At 74.8% G+C, this 20,475-nt stretch carries 14 protein-coding genes; 4 read left to right on the top strand and 10 right to left on the bottom strand.

The genetic code is table 11. The features are described from left to right. Positions 1-40: 40 nt before the first annotated feature. Positions 41-214 (bottom strand): hypothetical protein, encoded by a 174-nt coding sequence (locus ABZS71_RS22330; protein WP_356212756.1) that lies wholly within the window; start codon positions 212-214, stop codon positions 41-43. Between ABZS71_RS22330 and ABZS71_RS22335 the strand changes: the two genes are divergently transcribed. Continuing rightward, the gene (locus ABZS71_RS22335) at positions 164-934 is read left to right on the top strand and encodes an IPT/TIG domain-containing protein (RefSeq protein ID WP_356212863.1); all 771 of its coding nucleotides are present in this window, start codon (positions 164-166) and stop codon (positions 932-934) included. The genes ABZS71_RS22330 and ABZS71_RS22335 overlap by 51 nt on opposite strands. Here the strand turns inward: ABZS71_RS22335 and ABZS71_RS22340 are convergent. From ABZS71_RS22340 to ABZS71_RS22355, 4 genes are all read right to left on the bottom strand, one after another. After that, positions 931-6,531, bottom strand: coding sequence for a hypothetical protein (locus tag ABZS71_RS22340; RefSeq protein ID WP_356212758.1), 5,601 nt, complete (start codon positions 6,529-6,531; stop codon positions 931-933). The two genes, ABZS71_RS22335 and ABZS71_RS22340, sit on opposite strands and share 4 nt — an antisense overlap. A gap of 53 nt (positions 6,532-6,584) precedes the next feature. Beyond that, positions 6,585-7,484 (bottom strand): hypothetical protein, encoded by a 900-nt coding sequence (locus tag ABZS71_RS22345; protein WP_355852895.1) that lies wholly within the window; start codon positions 7,482-7,484, stop codon positions 6,585-6,587. 55 nt (positions 7,485-7,539) lie between these two features. Beyond that, positions 7,540-9,072 carry a hypothetical protein gene (locus ABZS71_RS22350; RefSeq protein WP_356212761.1) on the bottom strand — a complete coding sequence of 511 codons (1,533 nt, stop codon included), beginning with the start codon at positions 9,070-9,072 and terminating at the stop codon, positions 7,540-7,542. Positions 9,073-9,494: 422 nt separating this feature from the next. Beyond that, the gene (locus tag ABZS71_RS22355; RefSeq protein ID WP_356212866.1) at positions 9,495-10,193 is read right to left on the bottom strand and encodes a GntR family transcriptional regulator; all 699 of its coding nucleotides are present in this window, start codon (positions 10,191-10,193) and stop codon (positions 9,495-9,497) included. A 209-nt stretch (positions 10,194-10,402) separates the two neighbouring features. Between ABZS71_RS22355 and ABZS71_RS22360 the strand changes: the two genes are divergently transcribed. Genes ABZS71_RS22360 through ABZS71_RS22370 form a run of 3 tightly spaced genes read left to right on the top strand, consistent with a single transcriptional unit; the run spans position 10,403 to position 12,704 of the window. After that, positions 10,403-11,182 (top strand): 5-oxoprolinase subunit PxpA, encoded by a 780-nt coding sequence (locus ABZS71_RS22360; protein WP_356212763.1) that lies wholly within the window; start codon positions 10,403-10,405, stop codon positions 11,180-11,182. A gap of 2 nt (positions 11,183-11,184) precedes the next feature. After that, positions 11,185-11,808, top strand: a complete 624-nt coding sequence (gene pxpB, locus ABZS71_RS22365) for a 5-oxoprolinase subunit PxpB (RefSeq protein ID WP_356212868.1) — start codon at positions 11,185-11,187, stop codon at positions 11,806-11,808. Then, positions 11,805-12,704, top strand: a complete 900-nt coding sequence (locus tag ABZS71_RS22370; protein WP_356212765.1) for a biotin-dependent carboxyltransferase family protein — start codon at positions 11,805-11,807, stop codon at positions 12,702-12,704. The genes pxpB and ABZS71_RS22370 overlap by 4 nt, the downstream gene beginning before the upstream one ends. Positions 12,705-12,727: 23 nt before the next feature. Here ABZS71_RS22370 and ABZS71_RS22375 read toward each other — a convergent pair whose 3' ends face one another. The 5 genes from ABZS71_RS22375 to ABZS71_RS22395 form a co-directional block, all read right to left on the bottom strand. After that, entirely contained in the window at positions 12,728-13,030 is a 303-nt protein-coding gene (locus tag ABZS71_RS22375; RefSeq protein WP_356212767.1) for a WhiB family transcriptional regulator, read from the bottom strand. 318 nt (positions 13,031-13,348) lie between these two features. Beyond that, a complete protein-coding gene (locus ABZS71_RS22380; RefSeq protein ID WP_356212770.1) occupies positions 13,349-16,960 on the bottom strand; it encodes a hydantoinase B/oxoprolinase family protein in 3,612 nt (1,203 codons plus the stop codon). After that, positions 16,957-18,087: an SGNH/GDSL hydrolase family protein gene (locus tag ABZS71_RS22385; protein WP_356212773.1), complete on the bottom strand. Its 1,131-nt coding sequence runs from the start codon at positions 18,085-18,087 to the stop codon at positions 16,957-16,959. Before ABZS71_RS22385 ends, ABZS71_RS22380 begins: the two co-directional genes overlap by 4 nt. Next, positions 18,084-19,310 carry a glycosyltransferase gene (locus tag ABZS71_RS22390; RefSeq protein ID WP_356212776.1) on the bottom strand — a complete coding sequence of 409 codons (1,227 nt, stop codon included), beginning with the start codon at positions 19,308-19,310 and terminating at the stop codon, positions 18,084-18,086. Before ABZS71_RS22390 ends, ABZS71_RS22385 begins: the two co-directional genes overlap by 4 nt. Beyond that, entirely contained in the window at positions 19,307-20,473 is a 1,167-nt protein-coding gene (locus ABZS71_RS22395) for a glycosyltransferase family 1 protein (protein ID WP_356212779.1), read from the bottom strand. Before ABZS71_RS22395 ends, ABZS71_RS22390 begins: the two co-directional genes overlap by 4 nt. Between the last annotated feature and the right edge of the window lie 2 nt (positions 20,474-20,475).

A 20,475-nucleotide genomic window follows, 5' to 3' on the forward strand; every position in this document is an offset into this window, starting at 1 on the left:
GCGGTGAGCCCCTCGGGCAGCGGAGCGGTCCCGGTCACGGTCACCACCCCCGGCGGAACCGCCCCCCCTCGGCCTCTTCTTCTCCATCCACTGGCCCGGCCTGGCGGGCATCGTTCCGGTCGCCGGTCCGCTCGGCGGTGGCAACATCGTCGAACTCAGCGGCATCAACCTGAGCACCGCGCTGCTCGCGCACTTCGGCGACGCCGTCGCCCACCCCACGGCGGTCTCCGACCAGCAAGTGCTCGTGACCGCTCCGCCCGTGTCGGGGCCCGGCACCGTCCCGGTCCATGTCACCACCATCGGCGGAGTGAGCAACAGGCTGCTCTGCACCTACGCGGCCGCCCCGCACGTCACCGGTGTCAGCCCGGCCACGGGGTCGATCGCGGGCGGCGACACCATCGTCCTGACGGGCACCGCGCCCCCGCGTCACCGGCGTCACCGGCGTCACCATCGGCGGTGTCCCCGCGACGTCCTCCGCGCGTACTCGGACTCGGACACCCTGATCGTCGTGGTGACGCCCCCGCGTGTCCCCGGTCCCGCCGACATCACCGTCACCACCCCCGGGGGCAGCGTGACGGTTCCCGACGCCTTCGGCTGCAAGGCGCCCTCGGCGACGAGCGTCACCTCCACGCCTGATCCCGCCCTCGTCGGCCAGCCGGTGACCTTCACCGCTGTGGTGACGGGTGTCCCGCCCACGACGGGCACGCCGACCGGCACCGTCACGTTCGACTTCGGCGACGGAACATCCAGCGTGACGGCGCCCGTCACGGACGGCACGGCCACGGTCAGCCACGTCTACACCGCGCCCTCGGACACCCCCTGCACCGTCACCACCGGCTACAACGGCGACGTCAACTCGCGCCCTCCGCGGGGACCACCACCCAGACACGGTGGCGAACTGAGGGCCGCCGCGACCACCCGGCGCTCCGCCTAGTCCGCGGCTTCGGCGGGCGCGTCCGCCTCCGGCCGCCGGTACATCCGCGTCGCCGTGATCTGACCGTGCACCTGCTCCCCCTCCGGGTCCCGGGCCGGTAGCCCCGGGCGCAGATGCTCCTCGACGCTGATGTACTTCAGCCCCGCCCGCAGGTCGGCGTCGTTCCTGAGCCGGATCACCAGCGGGAACTCGGCCAGCGCCGTCGTGTCGAACAGCCCCGTCGTATAGAGGAGCTGCACGCCCAGCGCGTCCGCGACCGCCCGCTGAAGCTCCAGCAGATACGTCGCGTTGGCCCGGCCGATCGGGTTGTCGAGGAAGAGCGTGCCGGCGTGGCGGTGCTTGTCGCGGCCCCGGTCGTTGCTGCGCAGCGCCGCCATCGTACAGTACAGGGCGATGGCGGCGGTCAGCAGCTGACCGCCCGAGAAGACATCGCCCATCTGCCCCACCGGCACCCGCTCGGCCCTTAGCACCGCGTCCGGCTTGAGGATCTCGACGGCCACCCCGCGCGGCTGGAGCGCCGCGTGGACGCCGCGCAGCAGCAGCGACATGCCGTCGCGGCGCAGATCGGAGTTCTTCTTCACGGCGGAGCGGGTCGCCTCGTCGATGACCTCGCCGAGCCGCTCGGTGAGCGTCGCCTGGTCCGGGTCGTCGAAGCGGATCCGCAGGAACTCCTGCCCCGACCACTCGCCGAGCCCCTCCGGGAGCCGGGAGAGCCGCTGCGCCGAGCGCAGCGTGGCCAGACACGACTCGACCAGCCCGCGCAGCCGGTCCACGATGCTGTCCCGGTTGCGCTCCAGCTGCTCGAGCTCATCGGTCAGCACGCGCAGCCGGGGCGCGAACGCCTCGGCCCAGGCCGCGGCGTGCTCGGGCAGCGCCGCCGCGGGCAGTTCGCGGATCTGCTGGCGGGCCGGGGTGCGGACCTGCTCGTAGCGGGTGGAGTTGGCGTGCCGTACGAGCACGTCACCGGCCTCCCGGACCGCCGACTCGGCCGCCGACAGATCCGCGGCGCAGCCGCGCAGCGAGCGCCGGGCCTCGGCCGCCGCCTGGCGGGCCTCGGCCAGGTCGCCGGCGTACGGATCAGGCCGCTCGGCCTCGTCCTCCGCCGCGCCCGGCCCGTCCCGCAGCAGATCCCTCAGCAGGGCCGCGGTCTCGTCGAAGCCGCCCGCCGCGTCCTCGGCGGAGCGGTGGGCGCGCAGCAGATCGGCGTGGGCGGTGCGGGCGGTCTCCAGGGCGTCCGTACGGGCGGCCAGTTCGGCATTGGCGGTGCGCAGCAGCTCCTTCGCGCGCTCCGCGTCGGCCGGAACCATCTCTTCCGGCAGCTCGGTGTGTGCGTCGCCGTCGGCGGGCGCGAGCCGCTCGGCCTCGCCGCGCAGCCGGCCGAGCTGCTCGCTCGCCGCCGAGGCGCGGGTCTCCAGCATCTGGACGAGCGATTCGGCGCGGGCCGCGGCGGCCTGGCGGGACGGGCCGTCGGCACCGTCGGTGCCCTCCAGGAGCTGGGCGGCGCGGGTGCGGACCTTGTTGGTGAGCCGGTCGAGGGTGGCGAGCGCCGCGCTCTCGTCGCTCTCGGCGCGGGCCTGTTCGGCGCGGAGGTCGGCGCCGACGCCGACCTTCTCGTACACCTGGGACGCGGCCCGGTACGCCTCGCGGAGCGCGGGCAGCGAGGCGGAGGGCGGCTCGGTGTCCTGCCCGAGGTCGTCGGGGGCGCCCGCGATCTCCGCGCGCTCGGCGCGCAGGGCGCGAGCGGTGCGGCGCGCGTCGTCCGCCGCGCGCTGGGCGGCGCGCCGGTCCTCGTCGGCGGCGCGGGCGCGGTCCACGCACGCGGCGGCCTGCTCCTCCGACTCGGCGGCCTCCTCGGCCAGTTCGCGCTGCCGGGTCTGCCAGGAGGCGCGCTCGCGCAGGCGGTAGGCCAGCCCCGCGAGTGCGTCGGCCACCCGGCGGGCCCGCTGCGCCGCCTCCTGGCGCTCATCGCGCACCCGGGCCGACTCGGTGGCGGCCTCATCCGCCTCCGCCCGCGCCGTACGGGCCTCCTCCAGGTCCCGCTGCGCGGACTCGGCGGCCTCCCGGGCGGTTTCGGCCGCCGCGGCGAGCTCCGCGAGCCGGCCGGGCGGGCAGCCGGTGCGCCACGACGCGAGCCGTGCCGACAGCGCCCGGTCCCCGGCCAGCCGGGTGGCCAGCGCCCGGATCTCCTCGTCGCGCGCGGTGGCGCGGGCCCGCAGCTCGCGCCGTTCGTCGTCGGCGGCGCGCTCGTCGTGCATCGCCGGGTTCGGCGGCACGAGGAAGACCCCGCTGTCCGGCGCCCCGGGCGCGGGCGTCGGTGCGAGCAGCGCGGCGGAGGTCCCGACGGCCACCGCCGAGCGCGGCAGCAGCGACGCCTGGCCCAGCACCTCGCGGGCACGGGCGTGGGTGTCGGGGTCGGTGATGACGACACCATCCACCAGCTCCGGGCGGGCCGCGAGCACGGCGGCGTGGTCCACGGGGTCCACGGCCTGGGCGAGGTAGCGCCAGCCGGGGAGGGCGGGGATGCCGTGTTCGCCGAGATACTCCACGGCGGCCAGTACGTCGGGGCTGGGCGGCAGCAGCCCGCCGTCGCCGAGCGCGGCGAGAATGCGCGCGTCGTCGGCGGCGGCGGTCCGCAGCTCGAAGAGCTGACGCTCGGCGGAGGCGACGCTCTCATCCAAGAGCTCGCGCAGCGCGTCGGCGTTGCGGTCGAGCTCATCGGCGGTCAGCGGGCCGTCGGGGCGGAGCGGCACAGCAGTACGGCCCGGCTCACGGCTCGGTGCGCGCTCCGGCGCGGCGGGCTCGCCGTCGGTCTCGGGTGCCCAGCAGTCGGCGTCGTCGGCGGCCTGGTCGCCCTGGTCGCCCTGGTCGCCCTGGTCGCTCGGCTCGGGATCGGCTTCCGCGCCGCCCTCCGTCGCGTCGACGCGGGCCGAAACCCCACCTGGCGGCCGGGACTCCGCCGCCACCGCCCGGCCCCCGCGAGCCGTCGTGGGCTCGCCGCCACGGCGTACGTCTCGGCTCTCGCCCCGCGACGCCATGTCGCCACCCGGCGCGGCGCCCTCCCCGTCCGTCTCCTCGATACGGACGGTCACCCGCCCCGGCCCGCGCGTTTCGGCCGCCACCGGACGACCGCCGGAGGCGGCGCCGCCCCCCAGGCGCCGGGCCGGGCGTGGCTCGGCCGCCGCCGCACCGTCGCCTTCGGCAGACGGCGACGCGCCCCCCGCCGGGCGCGAGTACTCCGCCGACGGACGGTCCCCCGACGCGGTGTCCGAGCCGGCCCGCCACGACGCCCAGCCGACCGGCTCGTCCGGGCCGGCGGACGACGCCGCCTCCTCCGCCTCCCCGGCATGGGGCGAATCCGGCTCCGTGAGGCGCGGCCCAGCCGCCGACGGACGATCGTCCACCGCACCGTCGCCCTCGTCGGACCGCGACGCGCCGTCCCCCGCTTCGAACCCGGCGTGGGGCCTCTGCGAGCTCGCATCCGCCCGGAACGAACGGCCGCCCCACTCCGCGTCCGCGTCTGCGAACGAGAGAGCGCCGTCCTCCTCCGCATCGGCGAAGAAGTACACGCCGTCCTCCTCCACGGCGTCCTCGATACGCGCCGGACCGTCCGCGCGGAAGGCGGCGGGGAGTCGGGAGAGGCCCAGCATGTCGTCCGCGTCCTCCTCGTCCACGCGGACCGTCACCCATCCCGCCCGGCTGGAGTCGGCCGGCAGGGAGCGGTCGGCGCGCGGGGCGGGGACGGCGGCCGGAGGCTGTGGAAGGCCCAGCAGCTCGACGAGGCGCTGTTCCGCGCCCAGCGACTCGGCGGCCCGCCGCTCGGCGTCGTACGCGGAGTCCGCGGCCCGTGCCGCGTCCACCGCTCGGGCCTCGGCCAGTTCGGTGCGGGCCTGTTCGGCCGCGGCCGCCTTGGCGTGGTCGGCGGTGCGGCGGGCCGCCTCGCGGGCGGCGTTCCAGGCGGCGACCGTCGTCTTCTCGGCGTCGCTGGCGGCGAGCGCGGCGCGGGCCGGGTCGGCGTCGGGGGCGGAGTCGTCGAGCCAGCCGGCGCGTACGGCCTCGGCGGTCTCCTGCTCGACCTCGGCGAGCCGCTGCCGCAGATGCCCGGCGTCGCTGCGGGCGCGCTGGCCGGCCGTGGCGGCGGCCGTGGCGTCGCGGTGGGCGGCCTCGCCGGCCTCCTGGAGGGCGCCGGAGCGCTCCTCCTCCTCGTTGGCGAGCCGCTCGCCGTCCTCCGCCGCCGCGTGCAGCACCCGTACGAGGTCGGCGGCGGCCTTGGCGCGGGCGGCGAGCGCGGGGGCCGCGTCCCGCTCGGCCTCGCGGATGGCGGCGGCCACGCGCGCGGAGCGGTCGGCGGCGGCGCGGTGGCGCAGCACGGTCTCGGCGGCCTGCCAGGCGGAGTGCAGGGTGCGGGCGTCGTTGAGCTCGCGGCGCTGCGCCGCCGCGCCCTTCTCGGCGGCGGCGAGGGCCAACGAGGCGTGGCGGTAGGCGATTTCGGCGGCGATCAGGTCGCTGCGGCCGCGCGCCTGGTCGGCCTCGGTGACGGCGTGCGCGGCGGACGCGACCTGCTGGGCCAGCTCGGCGGCGCGCCCCCGCTCCTGCGCGCCGCGCGCGGACAGCCGCCGGGCGAGCGTACGGGTGCGGCGCTCGGCTCCCGTGTGGACGCCGCGTGCCTGCTCGCGCCGCTCCGCGGCCTCCTCGATGCGCGAGAGCAGGTCCAGCGAACCGGCCGTGAAGTCCCGCTCCGCCATGAGCTCCGCGCGGCGGCCGAGCTTGTGCGCGAAGCCGTGGACGAGGTCGGCGAGCCCGTCGGTGTCGCGGGTGTCGGTGACGGCGCGCAGCAGCAGATCGGTGAAGTCGGAGTCGTTCTTGACCGCGAAGAGCCCGGCCGCCTCGCCCTCGTCTGCGTTCATCTCCCGCTGGTAGCGGAAGAGTTCGGGGTCGAGGCCGAGCTCGCCCAGGTGCTCGTTCCAGCGCTCGTGGATCTCCACCCACACCACGTCCAGGTGCGGATACGCCTTGCCCGCCTCGGTGATGGCGTCCCGGAAACCCTTCATGGTGCGGCGGCGGCCGCGGGCGGTGGACGCGCCCTCGGCGACGGGCCGCACCGCCGCGGACTCGGCGACCGGCAGCGAGTCGAGGCTGAGGCCGGGCCCCGGCCGGAAGGAGTACCACGCCTCGGCGAACTTCCGCGGGTCGTTGGAGACCTGACGGCCGCGCCACTCGCTGACCTTGCCGACGACGACGGTCTCGCCGGTGACCGTGTGCTGCCACTCCAGGGCGACATGCCCGCAGTCGTCGGCGAGCAGGAACTTGCGCAGCACGCCGGAGCTGGCGCCGCCGAGGGTGTTGCGGTGGCCGGGCAGCATGACCGAGAAGATCAGCTTGAGGAGGACCGACTTGCCGCCGCCGTTCTCCAGGAAGAGCACACCGGCGGGCGCGGGGCGGCGCGGCGGCCCGACGGGCTCCTCCTCGAAGAACTCCGCCTGGGTGGGAGCGGGGCTGGGCACCGGCTCGCCGACTCCGCGCAGGTCCAGCACGGTGTCGGCGTAGCGCGCACCGGCCGGCCCGATGGAGTAGAGGCGGACCCGGGACAGCTCGTACATGGCGGCGGACTCTCGTTGTCGTGAAGGGTGGTGGTCGGGCAGTGGTCAGGAACTCAGGAGTGGAAGGGCAGCCCCGCGCCGGCGACGAGGTCGAGGTCGTCGGTGTCCTCCGGCGGCAGCAGTGTCGCGCTGCCGTCGCCGACGGGCACGACGCCGAGCTCCAGCAGCTCGGCCATGGCGGCGCCGGCCGCCATGTCGCGCACCTGCAGCTGATAGCGGGCGGTCGTGCGGTACGCGCCTCCGGCGTCGTCCCCGGTGCGCTGCAGAAAGCCGGAGTCGACGAGGAAGGCGACGGCCTTGCCGACGATGCCGGTCGTCGAACCCGCGAGCCTGCGCGCGTCCTTGGTCGCGCCGGTCGCGCTGCGGCGCGCGTACACCCGCCAGGCGGATTCCAGCCCCGGCGCACCGGTGGCGGGGTCGGTGTTCTCCCCCTGCTCCTCGGCCCGCTCCTCCAGCCGACGGCACGCCTGGCGTACGAAGGCGTCGACGCCGTTGACGGTGACGCGGCCGATATAGCCGTCGTCGGCCAGGTCCTCGGGGCGCGGGAACGCCAGGGCGGCGACCGCGAGATGGGCGAGGCCGTGCAGAAAGCGGTCGGCGGAGTCGGAGGCGGCCCGGCGGGCGTAGTCGCCCATCCGTACGGCGAAAACGGAGTCTTCTGCGGCCGTCACGGCCATCCCGGCGCGGGTCGACACCTCCAGCACGACCAGCCCGAGCCCGGCGGCGATGGCATCGGTGAGGCGCGCGAACGCCGGTTCGTCGCGGTGCCGGCGCAGCAGCTCCGCGTACTCGGCATCCCGCGCGGGCACCAGCTTGGGCTGCAGCCCGAAGGCCACCAGCCGCGCGGCGTCGGCCGCGTCGGCGGGCGTGATCGGCGCGGCGGCACTCGGGGCACTCGGCGCGGACGTCGGTTCCGGCTGTGCCGCCTCGTCGGCGGCGTCGTACTCGGTCACGGGTGAAGCTCCTTGACGGCGGGGGCGGTCTCACGGGCGGCGGTCGGCGTCACGGTTACGCCACCTCCGCGCGGTCCGCCGCCATACCGACGGCGTCCAGCAGCGCCGTGCCCACGATGAGGTCCGCGCCGCCGAACTCCGGGTCGTCCAGCTCCGTGCCGTCGTCCACCGCGAACAGCAGCCGCTGTTCGCCCTGGCGGTAGGCCGTGCCGACCGGGGGGCTGGCGGCGTGGACGGCGAGCAGGGCGATGAGGTAGGGGAGGTCGGGGTCGCGGCGGCGGGCGTCGGCGAGGAGGCCGGAGAGGCGGCGGGGGGCGTCGGCGGGGAGGTCGAGCAGGTCCATGGCCACCGCGAGCTGCTCCTCGCTGAAGCGGCTGTCGTCGGGGGTGGCGATGAGGTCCGGCTCGGGCATCTCCGCGCCGAGGTGTTCGCGCTCCACGGGCGGGGTGAGGAGCATGTCGATCAGGTCACCGACGCGCACCGAGCTGGGCGTGCGCAGCCCCGTACCGCGGGCGAAGAACGCGTCGGTGACGCGGCCGGCCTGCTCGACGGGGAGCGGGAGGAGCGGGGCCAGCAGCTGTCCGTACAGGTCGAAGCCGGCGCGCGCGGCGGGGGCGGCGAACGCCTGGCGGTCCTGTTCGGCGCGGAAGAGGGGCCCGGCCTCCAGCAGCCGGGACTGCAGCTGGGTGTGGCGGCGGATGCAGTCCTTGACGATGTCGACGAGCTCGGCGGCGCGCCGCTTGTGCTCGGCGCCCTCGGCCTCGTCGCGCGCCTTGCGGATGTTGGTGAGGATCGCGTTCTCATGCCGGTAGCGGTCGGCGACATGGTCCAGCGCCTCGGTGATCAGCTCGGGCACCGTACGCAGCCAGTCGACCGCGCGGACGTTCCGCCGGGTCGCGTCGAGGGTGCGGCGCAGGGTCTCCGAGTACTGCACGGTGCGGTAGCGGGCCTGCTCGGCGGCGAGTTGGGCGTCGGCGAGCCGGCCGCGGCTGATGAGGACCTCCAGCTTGACCTCGGCGGCGATCTGGGCGCTGGTGACGTCGGTGTCGAGCGCGCCGACCAGGACGTTGACGGCCTCGTCCGTCGTGCGCAGATAGACGCCGCCGCCGGGGCCGGGCACCTCCTCGACCAGCTTGAAGTCGTAGTCCCGCCGGACATACGCACCATCGGCACCAAAGGTGCCATAAACGGCACGGAAGCCTCGGTCCACGCTGCCGACGTTGATCAGGTTCTCCAGCACCCAGCGCGCGACGCGCTCATGCTCGGCGGAGGGCCGCGCCGGGGCCTGGGCCGCCACGCGGGGCAGCAGCCTGGCCACTATCTGCTCATGGTCGGCACCGGTGTCGAAGTCCATGTTGAGCGTGACGAGGTCGATGGCGGCGAGGGCGACCTCGGCCATCGCGTACACCCCGTACTCCCCCGCCAGGTTGGCCTTGCGCGTGTCGAGGTCGTGCAGCGGCGCGGTGCACGCCAGCGCGCGCAGCCGACGGGCCAGGCCCTCGTCGGCCGCCGGGCCCAGGGCCGGGCGGGCGGCCCCGCCATGGCCGTTGAGCTGGGGCGCAGCGGCCCCGTGGGGTGGAGATGTCACGTCGCACAGAGTAGGCGGTCGCACCGACAACGGACGAAACGGCACGGAGATCCCGCTATGGCACGGAGCCGCCCCGCGCGTACGCGCCCGTACACCGGCTCGTCCCCCGCGACTCACCGGCCCGTCAGTCTACGGCCCGCACCCCGCTGGTCCGTCCAGGGCGAGCGCCGCGAAGGTGGCGACGGCGGCGCAGCCGGAAGCCGTGGATGAAGCGGCTCGATCCTGCTCATCACCGGGTGGCGAATCCGAGGATCACCACGAGGACGCCGAGGAGAACGATCATGCGTCCCGCCTTCCGCGCACAGGACCTCACCGGGGCGTGAGGAGAATGCACCGGAGGCCAGGGTTCGTTGAACGATCCGACAAGGTGTTGAAACCAACTTGTTTCCGGCTCGCCGGATCGTTCACCCCCCGGAAAACGGCTACCGCTGGGACACCTTCTGCGCGTAGGCGTCGGCCAACTGCCGGTGGGAGTCGTCCAGATAGGAGGCCAGCAACCGCTCGGCCTCGGCCGCGTCCCCGGCTTGCAGCACCTCCAGGATCTGCCGGTTGCGCACCAGATAGGGAGCGTGAAAGCGGCGGGGGTCGGCCATCACATGGAAGACCAGCCGCAACTCGGCCAGCACCCCGCGCATCAGCTCATCGGCGCGCGGGCTTCCGGCGAGTGCCACGACCGCCTGGTGGAAGCGGATATTGGCGGTGGACAGGTCCTGCCACGCCCGGTCGTGCGCGGCCCGCTCGCCCGCCACGACCGCCGCCTCGACCGCCTCCAGCGAATACGGGGGCTCCCCCAGACCGCGGACCGTGGCGCATTCGACGAGCCCGCGGACGCGGTAGATGTCATTGAGGTCGTCGACCGTGACGATGCGGACGAACACCCCGCGGTTGAGCTCGTGCACCAGCAGCCGCTCGTGCGTGAGCAGGCGGAACGCCTCCCGGAGGGTGTTGCGCGAGACGCCGAGCGCGCCCCCCACGCTGTCCTCGGAGAGCCGGGTGCCGGGCGGGAAGAACCCCTCGGCGATACGGTCACGCAGAATGTCCGCGACCCGCTCGGCGGTGCTGGTACGCCCCAGCAGCGCCCGGTCGGCCTCGAGACCGGAGACCTCGGCCGCCTCCGACACCCCCGACGCCTCCGCGAGACGCCGCTCCGCGCCCTTCGTACCGTTCGCCACATTTACCCCTTTTCGGCGTCCCGTTCCTCCCGTATCGCGAGAATTCAAGCCCACAAAGAGGAAAGGGACAACAACCTTCTTGTCGGATCGTTCAACGATCGCTTACCTTGTGGTGTCATCCGCACCGCGCCCCGTACCCGCACGCCGAACGGACGGATATGACCACCTCCTTGGCGACCCCGTCGATCGACCTCAACGCCGACCTGGGCGAGGGCTTCGGCCACTGGCGGCTCACCGACGACGACGCCCTGCTGTCCATCGTCACCAGCGCCAATGTCGCCTGCGGCTTCCACGCCGGCGACCCCTCGACCATGCGCCGGGTATGCGAGCTGGCCGCCGAGCGCGGCGTACGCATCGGCGCGCAGGTCTCCTACCGGGACCTGGCCGGCTTCGGACGGCGCGCCATGGATGTCCCGCCGCGCGAGCTGGCCGACGAGATCGCCTACCAGATCGGCGCGTTGGAGATCTTCGCCCGGTCCGCCGGGGCGCGGGTGCGCTACGTCAAACCGCACGGCGCGCTCTACAACCGCAGCGTGTACGACGAGGCACAGGCAGCCGCCGTCGTCGAGGGCGTCCGGCTGGCCGCCGACGGCCCGCTGCCCGTCCTGGGCCTGCCCGGGTCCCGGCTCCATGAGGCGGCCCGCGCGGCCGGGTTGCCGGTGATCGCCGAAGCCTTCGCCGACCGCGCGTACACCTCGGCCGGCACCCTCGTCCCGCGCGGTGAGCCCGGTGCCGTCGTCTGCGACCCCGACACCGTCGTCAAGCGCTCCCTGGGCTTCGCCCGCGACCGGGCGGTGACCTCCATCGACGGCGAGCGGATCGAGGTGGAGGTGCGCTCCCTGTGCGTCCACGGCGACACCCCCGGCGCCGCCGAGCTCGCCCGCCGGGTGCGGGCCGAGCTGACGGGCGCGGGGGTACGTGTGGCGGCGTTCGCGTGAGCATGCGGAGCCTGCCCGTCGGCGACCACGGGCTGCTCATCGAACTCGACAGCGGCGACGCGGCCGAGGCGCTCCACGCCGAGCTGCTGCGCCGCGCGGCGGCCCGTCAACTGCCCGCCGTGCGCGAGATCGTGCCCGCCGCCCGCACCGTCTTCCTCGACGGGCTCGACGACCCCAGGCGCCTCGCCGCGGAGCTGCCCACGTGGCGCATACCGCCGCTGCGCCGCGGTGACAGCAAGACCGTGGAGGTCCCCGTGCGCTACGACGGACCGGATCTGGCCGAGGTCGCCGAGGTGTGGGGCGTCACCCCAGAGGAGGCCGTACGCGTCCACTCCGGCACCGAGTTCCGGGTGGCCTTCTGCGGGTTCGCGCCCGGCTTCGGCTATCTGACGGGGCTTCCCGAGCGCTACCAGGTGCCGCGCCGGGCCACCCCGAGGACCAGGGTCCCGGTCGGCTCGGTCGCCCTCGCGGGCCCGTACACGGGCGTCTATCCGCGCTCCTCACCCGGCGGCTGGCAGCTCATCGGCACGACGGACGCCGTGCTGTGGAACGCGGCCCGCGAACCGGCGGCGCTCTTCGCGCCCGGGACGCGCGTCCGCTTCGCACCGAAAGAGGGCCGCGCATGACCGACAGCGCCTTCGCGGTCGTACGGTCCGGCGCGCTGACCACCGTCCAGGACCTGGGCCGCATCGGCCACGCCCATCTCGGCGTGCCGCGCTCCGGGGCGCTCGACCAGCCCGCCCACCGGCTCGCCAACCGGCTGGTGGGCAACCCGGAAGGGGCCGCGACCCTGGAGACCACGCTGACCGGCTGCGCCCTGCGGCTCCGCCGCGCGGCGACGGTGGCGGTCACCGGCGCGCCCTGCCCGGTCACCGTCGACGGCCGTCCCGCCGCGTGGGGGGCGCCCCTGCGGATACCGGCGGGCGCTCTGCTGGAGGCGGGGGCCGCGACCCATGGCGTACGCAGTTATATGGCGTTCGACGGTGGGGTCGAGGCCGAGGCGGTGCTCGGCAGCCGGGCCACGGATGTGCTCTCCGGGCTCGGCCCTGCCCCCCTGGTGGACGGCGCCGTCCTGAGGCTCGGGCCGCCGCGAGGCCCCGCGCCGCGTGTGGACTGGGTGCCCCATCAGGGCGTCACACGGGAGGTGGTACTGCCGGTGGTGCTCGGGCCGCGCGACGACTGGTTCACCACCGCGGGGCTCCACACCCTCACCACCGGTGACTTCCGGGTCTCGGCCGCGAGCAACCGGATCGGGCTGCGGACCGAAGGCCCGTGTCTCGAACGGGCGAAGGAGGGCGAGCTGCCCAGTGAGGGGATGGCGCTCGGCGCGCTGCAGGTCCCGCCCGACGGCCGCCCCGTGCTCTTCCTCGCCGACCATCCGACGACCGGCGGCTACCCGGTGGTGGGCGTCGTACCGGAGCCGTATCTGGCCGCCGCCGCGCAGGCCGCCCCCGGCACGCCGGTGCGGTTCGCCCGGCTGGGCCGGGTGTCCTGGGGCCGCCCGCGCGGCGGTGACGCATAGGCCGGCCCCCGGCACGACGCGCCTCAGCGGGCGGCGCGCCGGCCCCCGGCGTGCGCCACGGCCGACTCCTGACGGCCGGGGCCGCGCCCCTGACGCTGCGCCCGCCGGCGCAGCGCACGCCGCTCCTCCTCACCGGTACCGCCCCAGACTCCGTGGGTCATCCCGGTCTCCAGCGCGTACTCCAGACACTCATGGACCACCGGGCAGTGGCCGCAGACCTCCTTGGCCCGTGCCTCCTGCTGCTGAGCGGAGGGACCCGCCACTCCGACCGGGAAGAACAGCTCGGGGTCCTCGTGGGTACATGCGGCGTTCCGCCACCACTCCATGACTGCCCCTTCCGTGAAAAATTCGTGCAGATGCCCGCCTTCGGCCGCACCGCGCGTCATCCGCGGGGCGGGCGCCCCTTGATCCTTCGGGGCGTGTACGGGCGGGCTTGACTCCTCTTCGGGTTTCCGATGGTGGCGGCGGCAAACGGACTCGTACGCGCCATATGTCACATCGGGCTCACGGTGGCGCGGGAGGTGGACCAGCCGGACTGGGCGGGCCGTACGCCACGGCCGCGAGATCGGCCCAGTCGTGAACGTCGTCCCAGTCGGTCATGCGCCCAATCCGGCACCCGCCACTGACATTCGGCGCGCCTGCGCTCACGCGGACGGCGCGGGGCCGTAACCGCCGCCGCCCGGGGTGCGGACGACCAGCACGTCGTCCACGCCGACGTCCGCCGCGTCGCGGCCCTCCAGCGGATCCACCGAGCCGTCGGCGCGCTCGATCAGATTCGCGCCGAGCGCGCCCGGTTCGCCGCCCGCCATGCCGTACGGGGGGACCCGGCGGTGGCCGGTGAGGAGTGCGACGGTCATCGGTTCCAGGAAGCGGATGCGGCGGGTGACGCCATGGCCGCCGTGCCAGCGGCCCCGGCCGCCGCCGTCCCGCCGGATCCCGAAGCTCTCGACCCGGACCGGATAGCGCCACTCCAGCACCTCCGGGTCCGTCAGCCGGGAGTTGGTCATATGGGTCTGCACGGCGTCCGCGCCGTCGAAGCCGTCGCCCGCGCCGGAGCCGCTGGCGACCGTCTCGTAGTACTGGACGCGGTCGTTGCCGAAGGTCACGTTGTTCATCGTGCCGGAACCCTCGGCCTGGACGCCGAGGGCCGCGTACAGCGCGCCCGTGACGGCCTGTGAGGTCTCGACATTGCCCGCGACCGTGGCGGCCGGGAAGACGGGCGCCAGCATCGAGCCCTCCGGGATACGGACCTCAAGGGGCTTCAGACAGCCGCTGTTGAGCGGGATGTCCTCGGCGACCAGCGTCCGGAAGACATAGAGCACGGCGGCCATCACCACCGAGCTGGGCGCGTTGTCGTTGCCCGGCTGCTGCGGCGAGGTGCCGGAGAAGTCCAGTACGGCGCCGCGCGCCTCGTGGTCGACGGTCAGGGTGACCTGGATGACCGCGCCGCTGTCGGTCTCGTAGCGGTACGAACCGTCCTTGAGAACACCGACGATACGGCGCACGGACTCCTCGGCGTTGTCCTGGACGTGGCCCATATAGGCGTGCACGACGTCCAGGCCGAACTGCGCGATCATCCGGCGCAGTTCCTCGATGCCCTTCTCGTTGGCGGCGATCTGGGCGCGCAGATCGGCGAGGTTGGCGTCCGGGGCGCGGGACGGACAGGGCCCCGCGGTCAGCAGCTCGCGGGTCTCCCGCTCGCGCAGCGCGCCGTCCCGTACCAGCAGCCAGTTGTCAAAGAGGACGCCCTCCTCCTGGATGGTGCCGCTGAAGGCGGGCATGGAACCGGGGGTGATGCCGCCGATCTCGGCGTGGTGGCCGCGCGAGGCGACCAGGAACAGCAGCTCCGCGCCGTCTTCGTCGAAGACCGGGGTCACCACGGTGACGTCGGGGAGGTGGGTGCCGCCGTGGTACGGATCGTTGATGGCGTACACATCGCCCGGCCGCATCGCGTCCCCGTTGCGCCTCAGCACCTCCTTGATGGACTCGCCCATGGAGCCCAGATGCACCGGGATGTGCGGGGCGTTGGCGATCAGATTCCCCTCCGCGTCGAACAGCGCACAGGAGAAGTCGAGCCGCTCCTTGATGTTGACGGAGTGGGCGGTGTTCTCCAACCGCAGGCCCATCTGTTCGGCGATGGCCATGAAGAGGCTGTTGAAGACCTCCAGCATCACGGGGTCCACCTCGGTGCCGACCGCCACCGTGCGCGGCCGGGGCCGGACCCGGGTGAGCAGCAGATGGCCCCGATCGCCTACGGCGGCCTGCCAGCCGGGGTCGACGACGGTGGTGGCATCCTCCTCGGCGATGATCGCGGGCCCGATGACACCGTCCGACGGCCGCATTCGGGCGCGCTCGAAGAGCGCCGTCTTCTGCCATCGCCCTTCCGTGAACATCGTGACGGTCGTGACCGCAGACAGCTCCCCCTTCCGCTCCGGGGGCTGGACGGCGTGGCCTCCGGCGGGCCCCGCCGCACCCACGGCCTCCACCGACACCGCCTCCACGACCAGCGGCTTGTCCATGGTGAAGGCGTAGCGGGTGCGGTGTGCCCGGACGAAGTCGGCGGTCATCGCGGGGGCGGAGTCCAGCCGGACGGGGATGCCGGCGTCCGTGCCCGCGTACCGCAGATGGACCCGGGCCGTGGTGTCCAGGGTGTCCTCCGGGACGCCGTCCGCGAGCAGTTCGTCGCGCGTCTGCCCGGCCAGCAGGTCACACAGCTCGCGCACCGTCGGCAGCGTCTCCTCGCCCAGCTCCGCCTCGACGGCCTGTTCCCGTATGGCGGTGGCGTCGGCGACCCCGATGCCGTACGCGGAGAGGACGCCCGCGAGCGGCGGCACGATCACCGTGCCGATGCCGAGCGCGTCGGCGACCGCGCGGGCGTGCTGGCCACCCGCGCCGCCGAAGCTGGTGAGCGCGTAGCGGGTGACGTCATGGCCGCGCTGCACGGAGATCTTCTTCACCGCGTTGGCCATATTGAGGACCGCGATGTCGAGGAAGCCCGCCGCGACGTCCTCTGGTCCACGCCGGTCGCCCGTCGCCTCCGCGATCTCCTCGGCGAGCGCGGCGAAGCGCTCCCGGACCGTCTCCGCGTCCAGCGGCTGGTCGGCGTGCGGCCCGAACACCGCCGGGAAGTGGTCCGCCTGGACCCGGCCGAGCATCACATTCGCGTCGGTGACGGTCAGCGGGCCCCCGCGCCGGTAGCAGGCGGGGCCGGGGACGGCGCCGGCCGAGTCCGGCCCCACCCGGTAGCGCCGCCCGTCGAAGTGGAGCACCGAGCCGCCGCCCGCCGCGACGGTGTGGATGTTCATCATGGGGGCGCGCATCCGTACCCCGGCGACCTCGGTGCCGAAGACCCGCTCGAACTCGCCCGCGTAGTGCGACACATCGGTCGAGGTGCCGCCCATGTCGAAGCCGATGACCCGGTCGTGTCCGGCCTCGCCGGAGGCGCGCACCATGCCCACCACGCCGCCCGCGGGCCCGGACAGCACCGCGTCCTTGCCGCGGAAGTGCGCGGCCTCCCGCAGCCCGCCGTTGGACTGCATGAACATCAGCCGGATGCCGCGCAGCTCGGCGGCCACGTCCTCGACATAGCGGCGCAGGATCGGTGAGAGATACGCGTCGACCACGGTGGTGTCACCGCGCGGCACCAGCTTCATCAGCGGGCTGACCTCGTGCGAGCAGCTCACCTGGGTGAAGCCGAGGTCGCGCGCCGCCGCGCCGACCGCCCGCTCGTGCGCGGCGTGCCGGTATCCGTGCAGCAGGACAACGGCGGCGCTGCGGAAGCCGTCGCGGTAGGCGGTGCGCAGCGCCTCGGTGGCGGCGTCGAGGTCCAGGGCGCGTACGACGCCGCCGTGCGCGTCCACCCGCTCGGGGATCTCGATGACCCGGTCGTACAGCGCCTCGGGCAGCAGGATCCGGCGGTCGAACAGGCGTGGGCGGTTCTGGTAGGCGATGCGCAGCGCGTCCCGGAACCCCTGGGTGACGAGGAGGACGGTCGGTTCGCCCTTGCGCTCCAGCAGGGCGTTGGTGGCGACCGTGGTGCCCATCTTGACGACGGCGATCCGCTCGGCCGGGATCGGGTCGCCGTCGCCGTCGCCGAGCCCCAGTGTCTGCCGGATCCCGGCGACGGCCGCGTCCTTATAGCGCTCGGGGTGGTGCGACAGCAGTTTGCGGGTGACCAGGCGGCCGTCCGGACGCTTGCCGACGACGTCCGTGAACGTTCCGCCACGGTCGATCCAGAACTCCCAGCGACCTGTCACCCCGCCATTGTCGCAGCGTGCGGCGTCGGATCGGCGGGCTTGCCGCCGGGCGGGCCGGATGCGGCGAGCTGATCGGAGAGCTGCTCGGGAAGCCGCTCGGCGAGTTGGCCGGAGAGGTCGCCGGGTATGTGCCCGTGGGTCACCGAGGCGAGCGCGTCGAGCGTCGCCCGCTGGTCCCGGGTCTCCAGAAGATGCCCGGTGCCGCGGAGCCGGTGGCGCCACTCCAGCGCCGCGAGCGCGATCAGCCCCGGCAAGAGGTCGGTGCAGCGGTCCGCGACCCAGCGCGTTCCACGGGTCGCCAGCCACCACGCCGCACCGGCGCGCGAGGGGGCGGGGCCGTCGAGCACCAGAGGCGGCGGTTCGCCGGTGGCGATCCCCCGGGCGCTGAGGGCGGTATGGAACTCCCGGGCCAGCAGCCGGTGCCCGAGCTCGCTCGGATGCAGCCGGTCCACGCTCCACGCCCGCCGGTCGGCGGCCCACGCGTGGTCCCCGAGCTCCACATGGACGGCCTCGTAGCGCTGGGACAGCGCGTGCACCACGGTGTTCACGGCGCGCATACGCCGCCCCAGCGGGCGGGCGAGCGCGGACGGCAGCCCGAGCATCCGCCCGGGGTCGGGCAGACACGCCGTGAGGACCACAACGCCGTCGGAGCGCAGCGCGCCGATCGTCGTGTCGAGGGCCTGGGCGACCCGGTGGATGTCGAAGGAGTCGCGCAGCGTGTCGTTCCCGCCGACCACGACGGACGCCATATGCGGGCGCGCGCGGCGGGCGGCGATCAGCTGCTCCTCGGCGACGTCGGCGGTAAGCGCACCGCTGCGGGACAGATTGACGAGCTCCACGGGCTCGTCGTGCGGTCCGGCCGCGGCCGCCAGCAGCGCGGCCCAGCCGCGCCATCCGCCGCCGGGCGCGGGGTCCCCGAGCCCCTCGGTCAGCGAGTCGCCGAGCGCGGCGAACCGCAGCTTGCGCGGGGCGGCGGACCGCTCGGGCCCGACCGCTCGCGGCGGCACCGCGCCCTGGCCTTCGCCGCCGTGGCCGTCGCCCCCTCGGCCCGCCGCGCCCGTCCCCGGCGGTGTGCCGCCGGGGACGGGCGCGGCGGCCGGGGCGGTACGAGCGCGGGCTGCGCTCACCACGCACCGCCGACGGCCTCGTGGGCGGGCACGCCCGTGGCGCCCTTAAGGGCGGCACCGGTGGCGCCGAGTTCCTGGACGCCCTCGGTGGACGCGTCATGGGCGGCCAGGAAGGAGGCCACCGCCGCCGGCCAGCCGTAGCGCTCGGCGCGGGTGCGGGCCGCCGTGCGGCGGGCGGGCTCCGGGCGGGCCAGGACGCGTTCCACGGCGTCCGCGAAGGCCGGGCCGTTGTCGGCCGCCGTCCCGCCCGCCGCGCCGACGATGTCCGGGAGGGCGGAGAGCGCGCTCACGACGACGGGCGAACCGCACGCCAGCGCCTCCAGCGCGGCCAGCCCGAAGGTCTCCGCCGGGCCCGGCGCCAGGACCACATCCGCGCTGGCCTGGATCGCGGCGAGCCCCGCCCGGTCCGGCACATGGCCGAGGAAGACGGCCGGAAGCCCCTCCGCGCGGACGCGCGCCTCCAGCCGCGGGCGCATCGGGCCGTCCCCCGCGACCACGAGCGCCGCAGAGACGCCCCGCCGCAGCAGCTCGGCGAGCGCGTCGAGCGCGCGGCCCGGACGCTTCTCCGGGGAGAGCCGCGAGCACATCGCGAGCAGCACGGTGGCCTCACCGCGGTGGTGGTCGCGCAGCCCGCCGTCGTGATGGGAGGGGTGGAAATGGTCGAGGTCGACGCCCAGGGGGGCGCGTACGACATTCCGCGCGCCGATCCGTACAAACTCGCGCGCCGCCCACTCCGTTGTACAGACGATCCGCGCATACGACCGCGCGGTGCGGAGGTTCAGCCGGTCGGCGGCCCCCCGGGCAAAGGCGTCCGGCACACCCCAGGTGCGCAGCACGGCGTCCGCGCTCTCATGGGAGACCATCACGGCGGGCACGCGGGCGCGGCGCGCCCACTCCCCCGTCCAGCGCAGCGTGGTGCGGTCCGACACCTCGAGCCGGTCGGGCGCGAGAGCGTCGAGCAGCCTGGCCACCCGCCGCCGGTCGGTCAGGACGCGGTAGCCGCCGGTGCCGGGGACGCACGGCCCGGGAAGGGTGATCACCCGGCCCTGGCGGGTGTGCTCGTCCGAGGCGCGCTCACCCGGCACCACCAGGACGGACTCGTGCCCCGCCGCCTGATAGCCCGCCCCGAGCTCGCGCAGCGCGGTGCGGAGCCCACCGGATGCGGGTGTCACGAAGTTGGCGAGCCGGACGATGCGCAGGGACCCGCGGTCGTCGCCGTTCATGCCGCCACCGCCGTACGGGCCGTCAGCACCTCGGCGTAGTGGTCGATCAGCTGGTCGACGATCGCCTCCCAGGTGCGGCCCTCGACCGCCGCCCTGCCCGCGTGGCCGAGCGCCGTACGCAGCCGGGAGTCGGCCGTGAGCCGCGATACGGCCTCGCTCACCTCGGTCGCGTCGCCGGGCGGCACCAGCAGCCCGGTCCGCCCGTGGTCGACCAGGTCGAGCGGGCCGCCCGCGGCGGGGGCCACCACCGGTACGCCGCTGGCCTGCGCCTCCTGCACGGTCTGGCAGAAGGTCTCCTGCGGCCCGGTGTGCACGAAGATGTCCAGCGACGCGAAGATCCGGGCCAGTTCGTCGCCGGTCCGGCGGCCGAGGAAACGGGCCCCCGGCATGGCGGCGCGCAGCGCGGGCTCACTCGGCCCGTCCCCGACCACGACCACCCGGACGCCGGGCAGCAGACACAGCGGCGCGAGCAGCTCGACGTTCTTCTCCGGAGCCAGGCGGCCGATGTAGCCGACGACCAGCTCACCGCCGGGGGCGAGGGTCCGGCGCAGATCCGGGTCGCGGCGCGCGGGGTGGAAGCGCTCGGTGTCCACGCCGCGCGGCCACAGCCGGATCCGCGGCACCCCGTGCTCATCGAGATCGCGGGCGGCGGCGGTGGACGGGGCGAGGGTGCGGTCGGCCGCGGTGTGCACGGCCCGTATCCGCCGCCAGGCCGCGTTCTCGCCGGCGCCGAGGTATGTACGGGCGTAACCACCCAGATCGGTCTGGTAGACGGCGACGGCGGGGATCCGCAGCCGGAGCGCGGCCGTCATACCGCGCGCGCCGAGCACGAAGGGGCTGGCGAGGTGGACGACGTCGCTGTGGTGGGAGGTGATCGCGGCCGCGAGCCGACGGCTGGGGAGCGCGACCCGCACCTGCGGATAGCCGGGCAGCGGCAGGGACGGAATCCGGACAACGGGGTACGGATGCGACCGGTCGAGCTCCCCCCGGCTCTCCGGTGGCCCGTCGGTCGTGGCATGGGGTGGGCCTCCGGGGGGACCCGCGGGGGCGATGACGAGGGGGTGGTGACCGCGCCGGTGGAGGTGGTCGGCGGTCTGCAGCGCGCAATGAGCGACGCCGTTGATGTCGGGTGGAAAGGATTCAGTCACGATGGCGACTCGCATAC

It is taken from the genome of Streptomyces sp. NPDC005393, assembly GCF_040606675.1.
GTDB lineage: Bacteria > Actinomycetota > Actinomycetes > Streptomycetales > Streptomycetaceae > Streptomyces.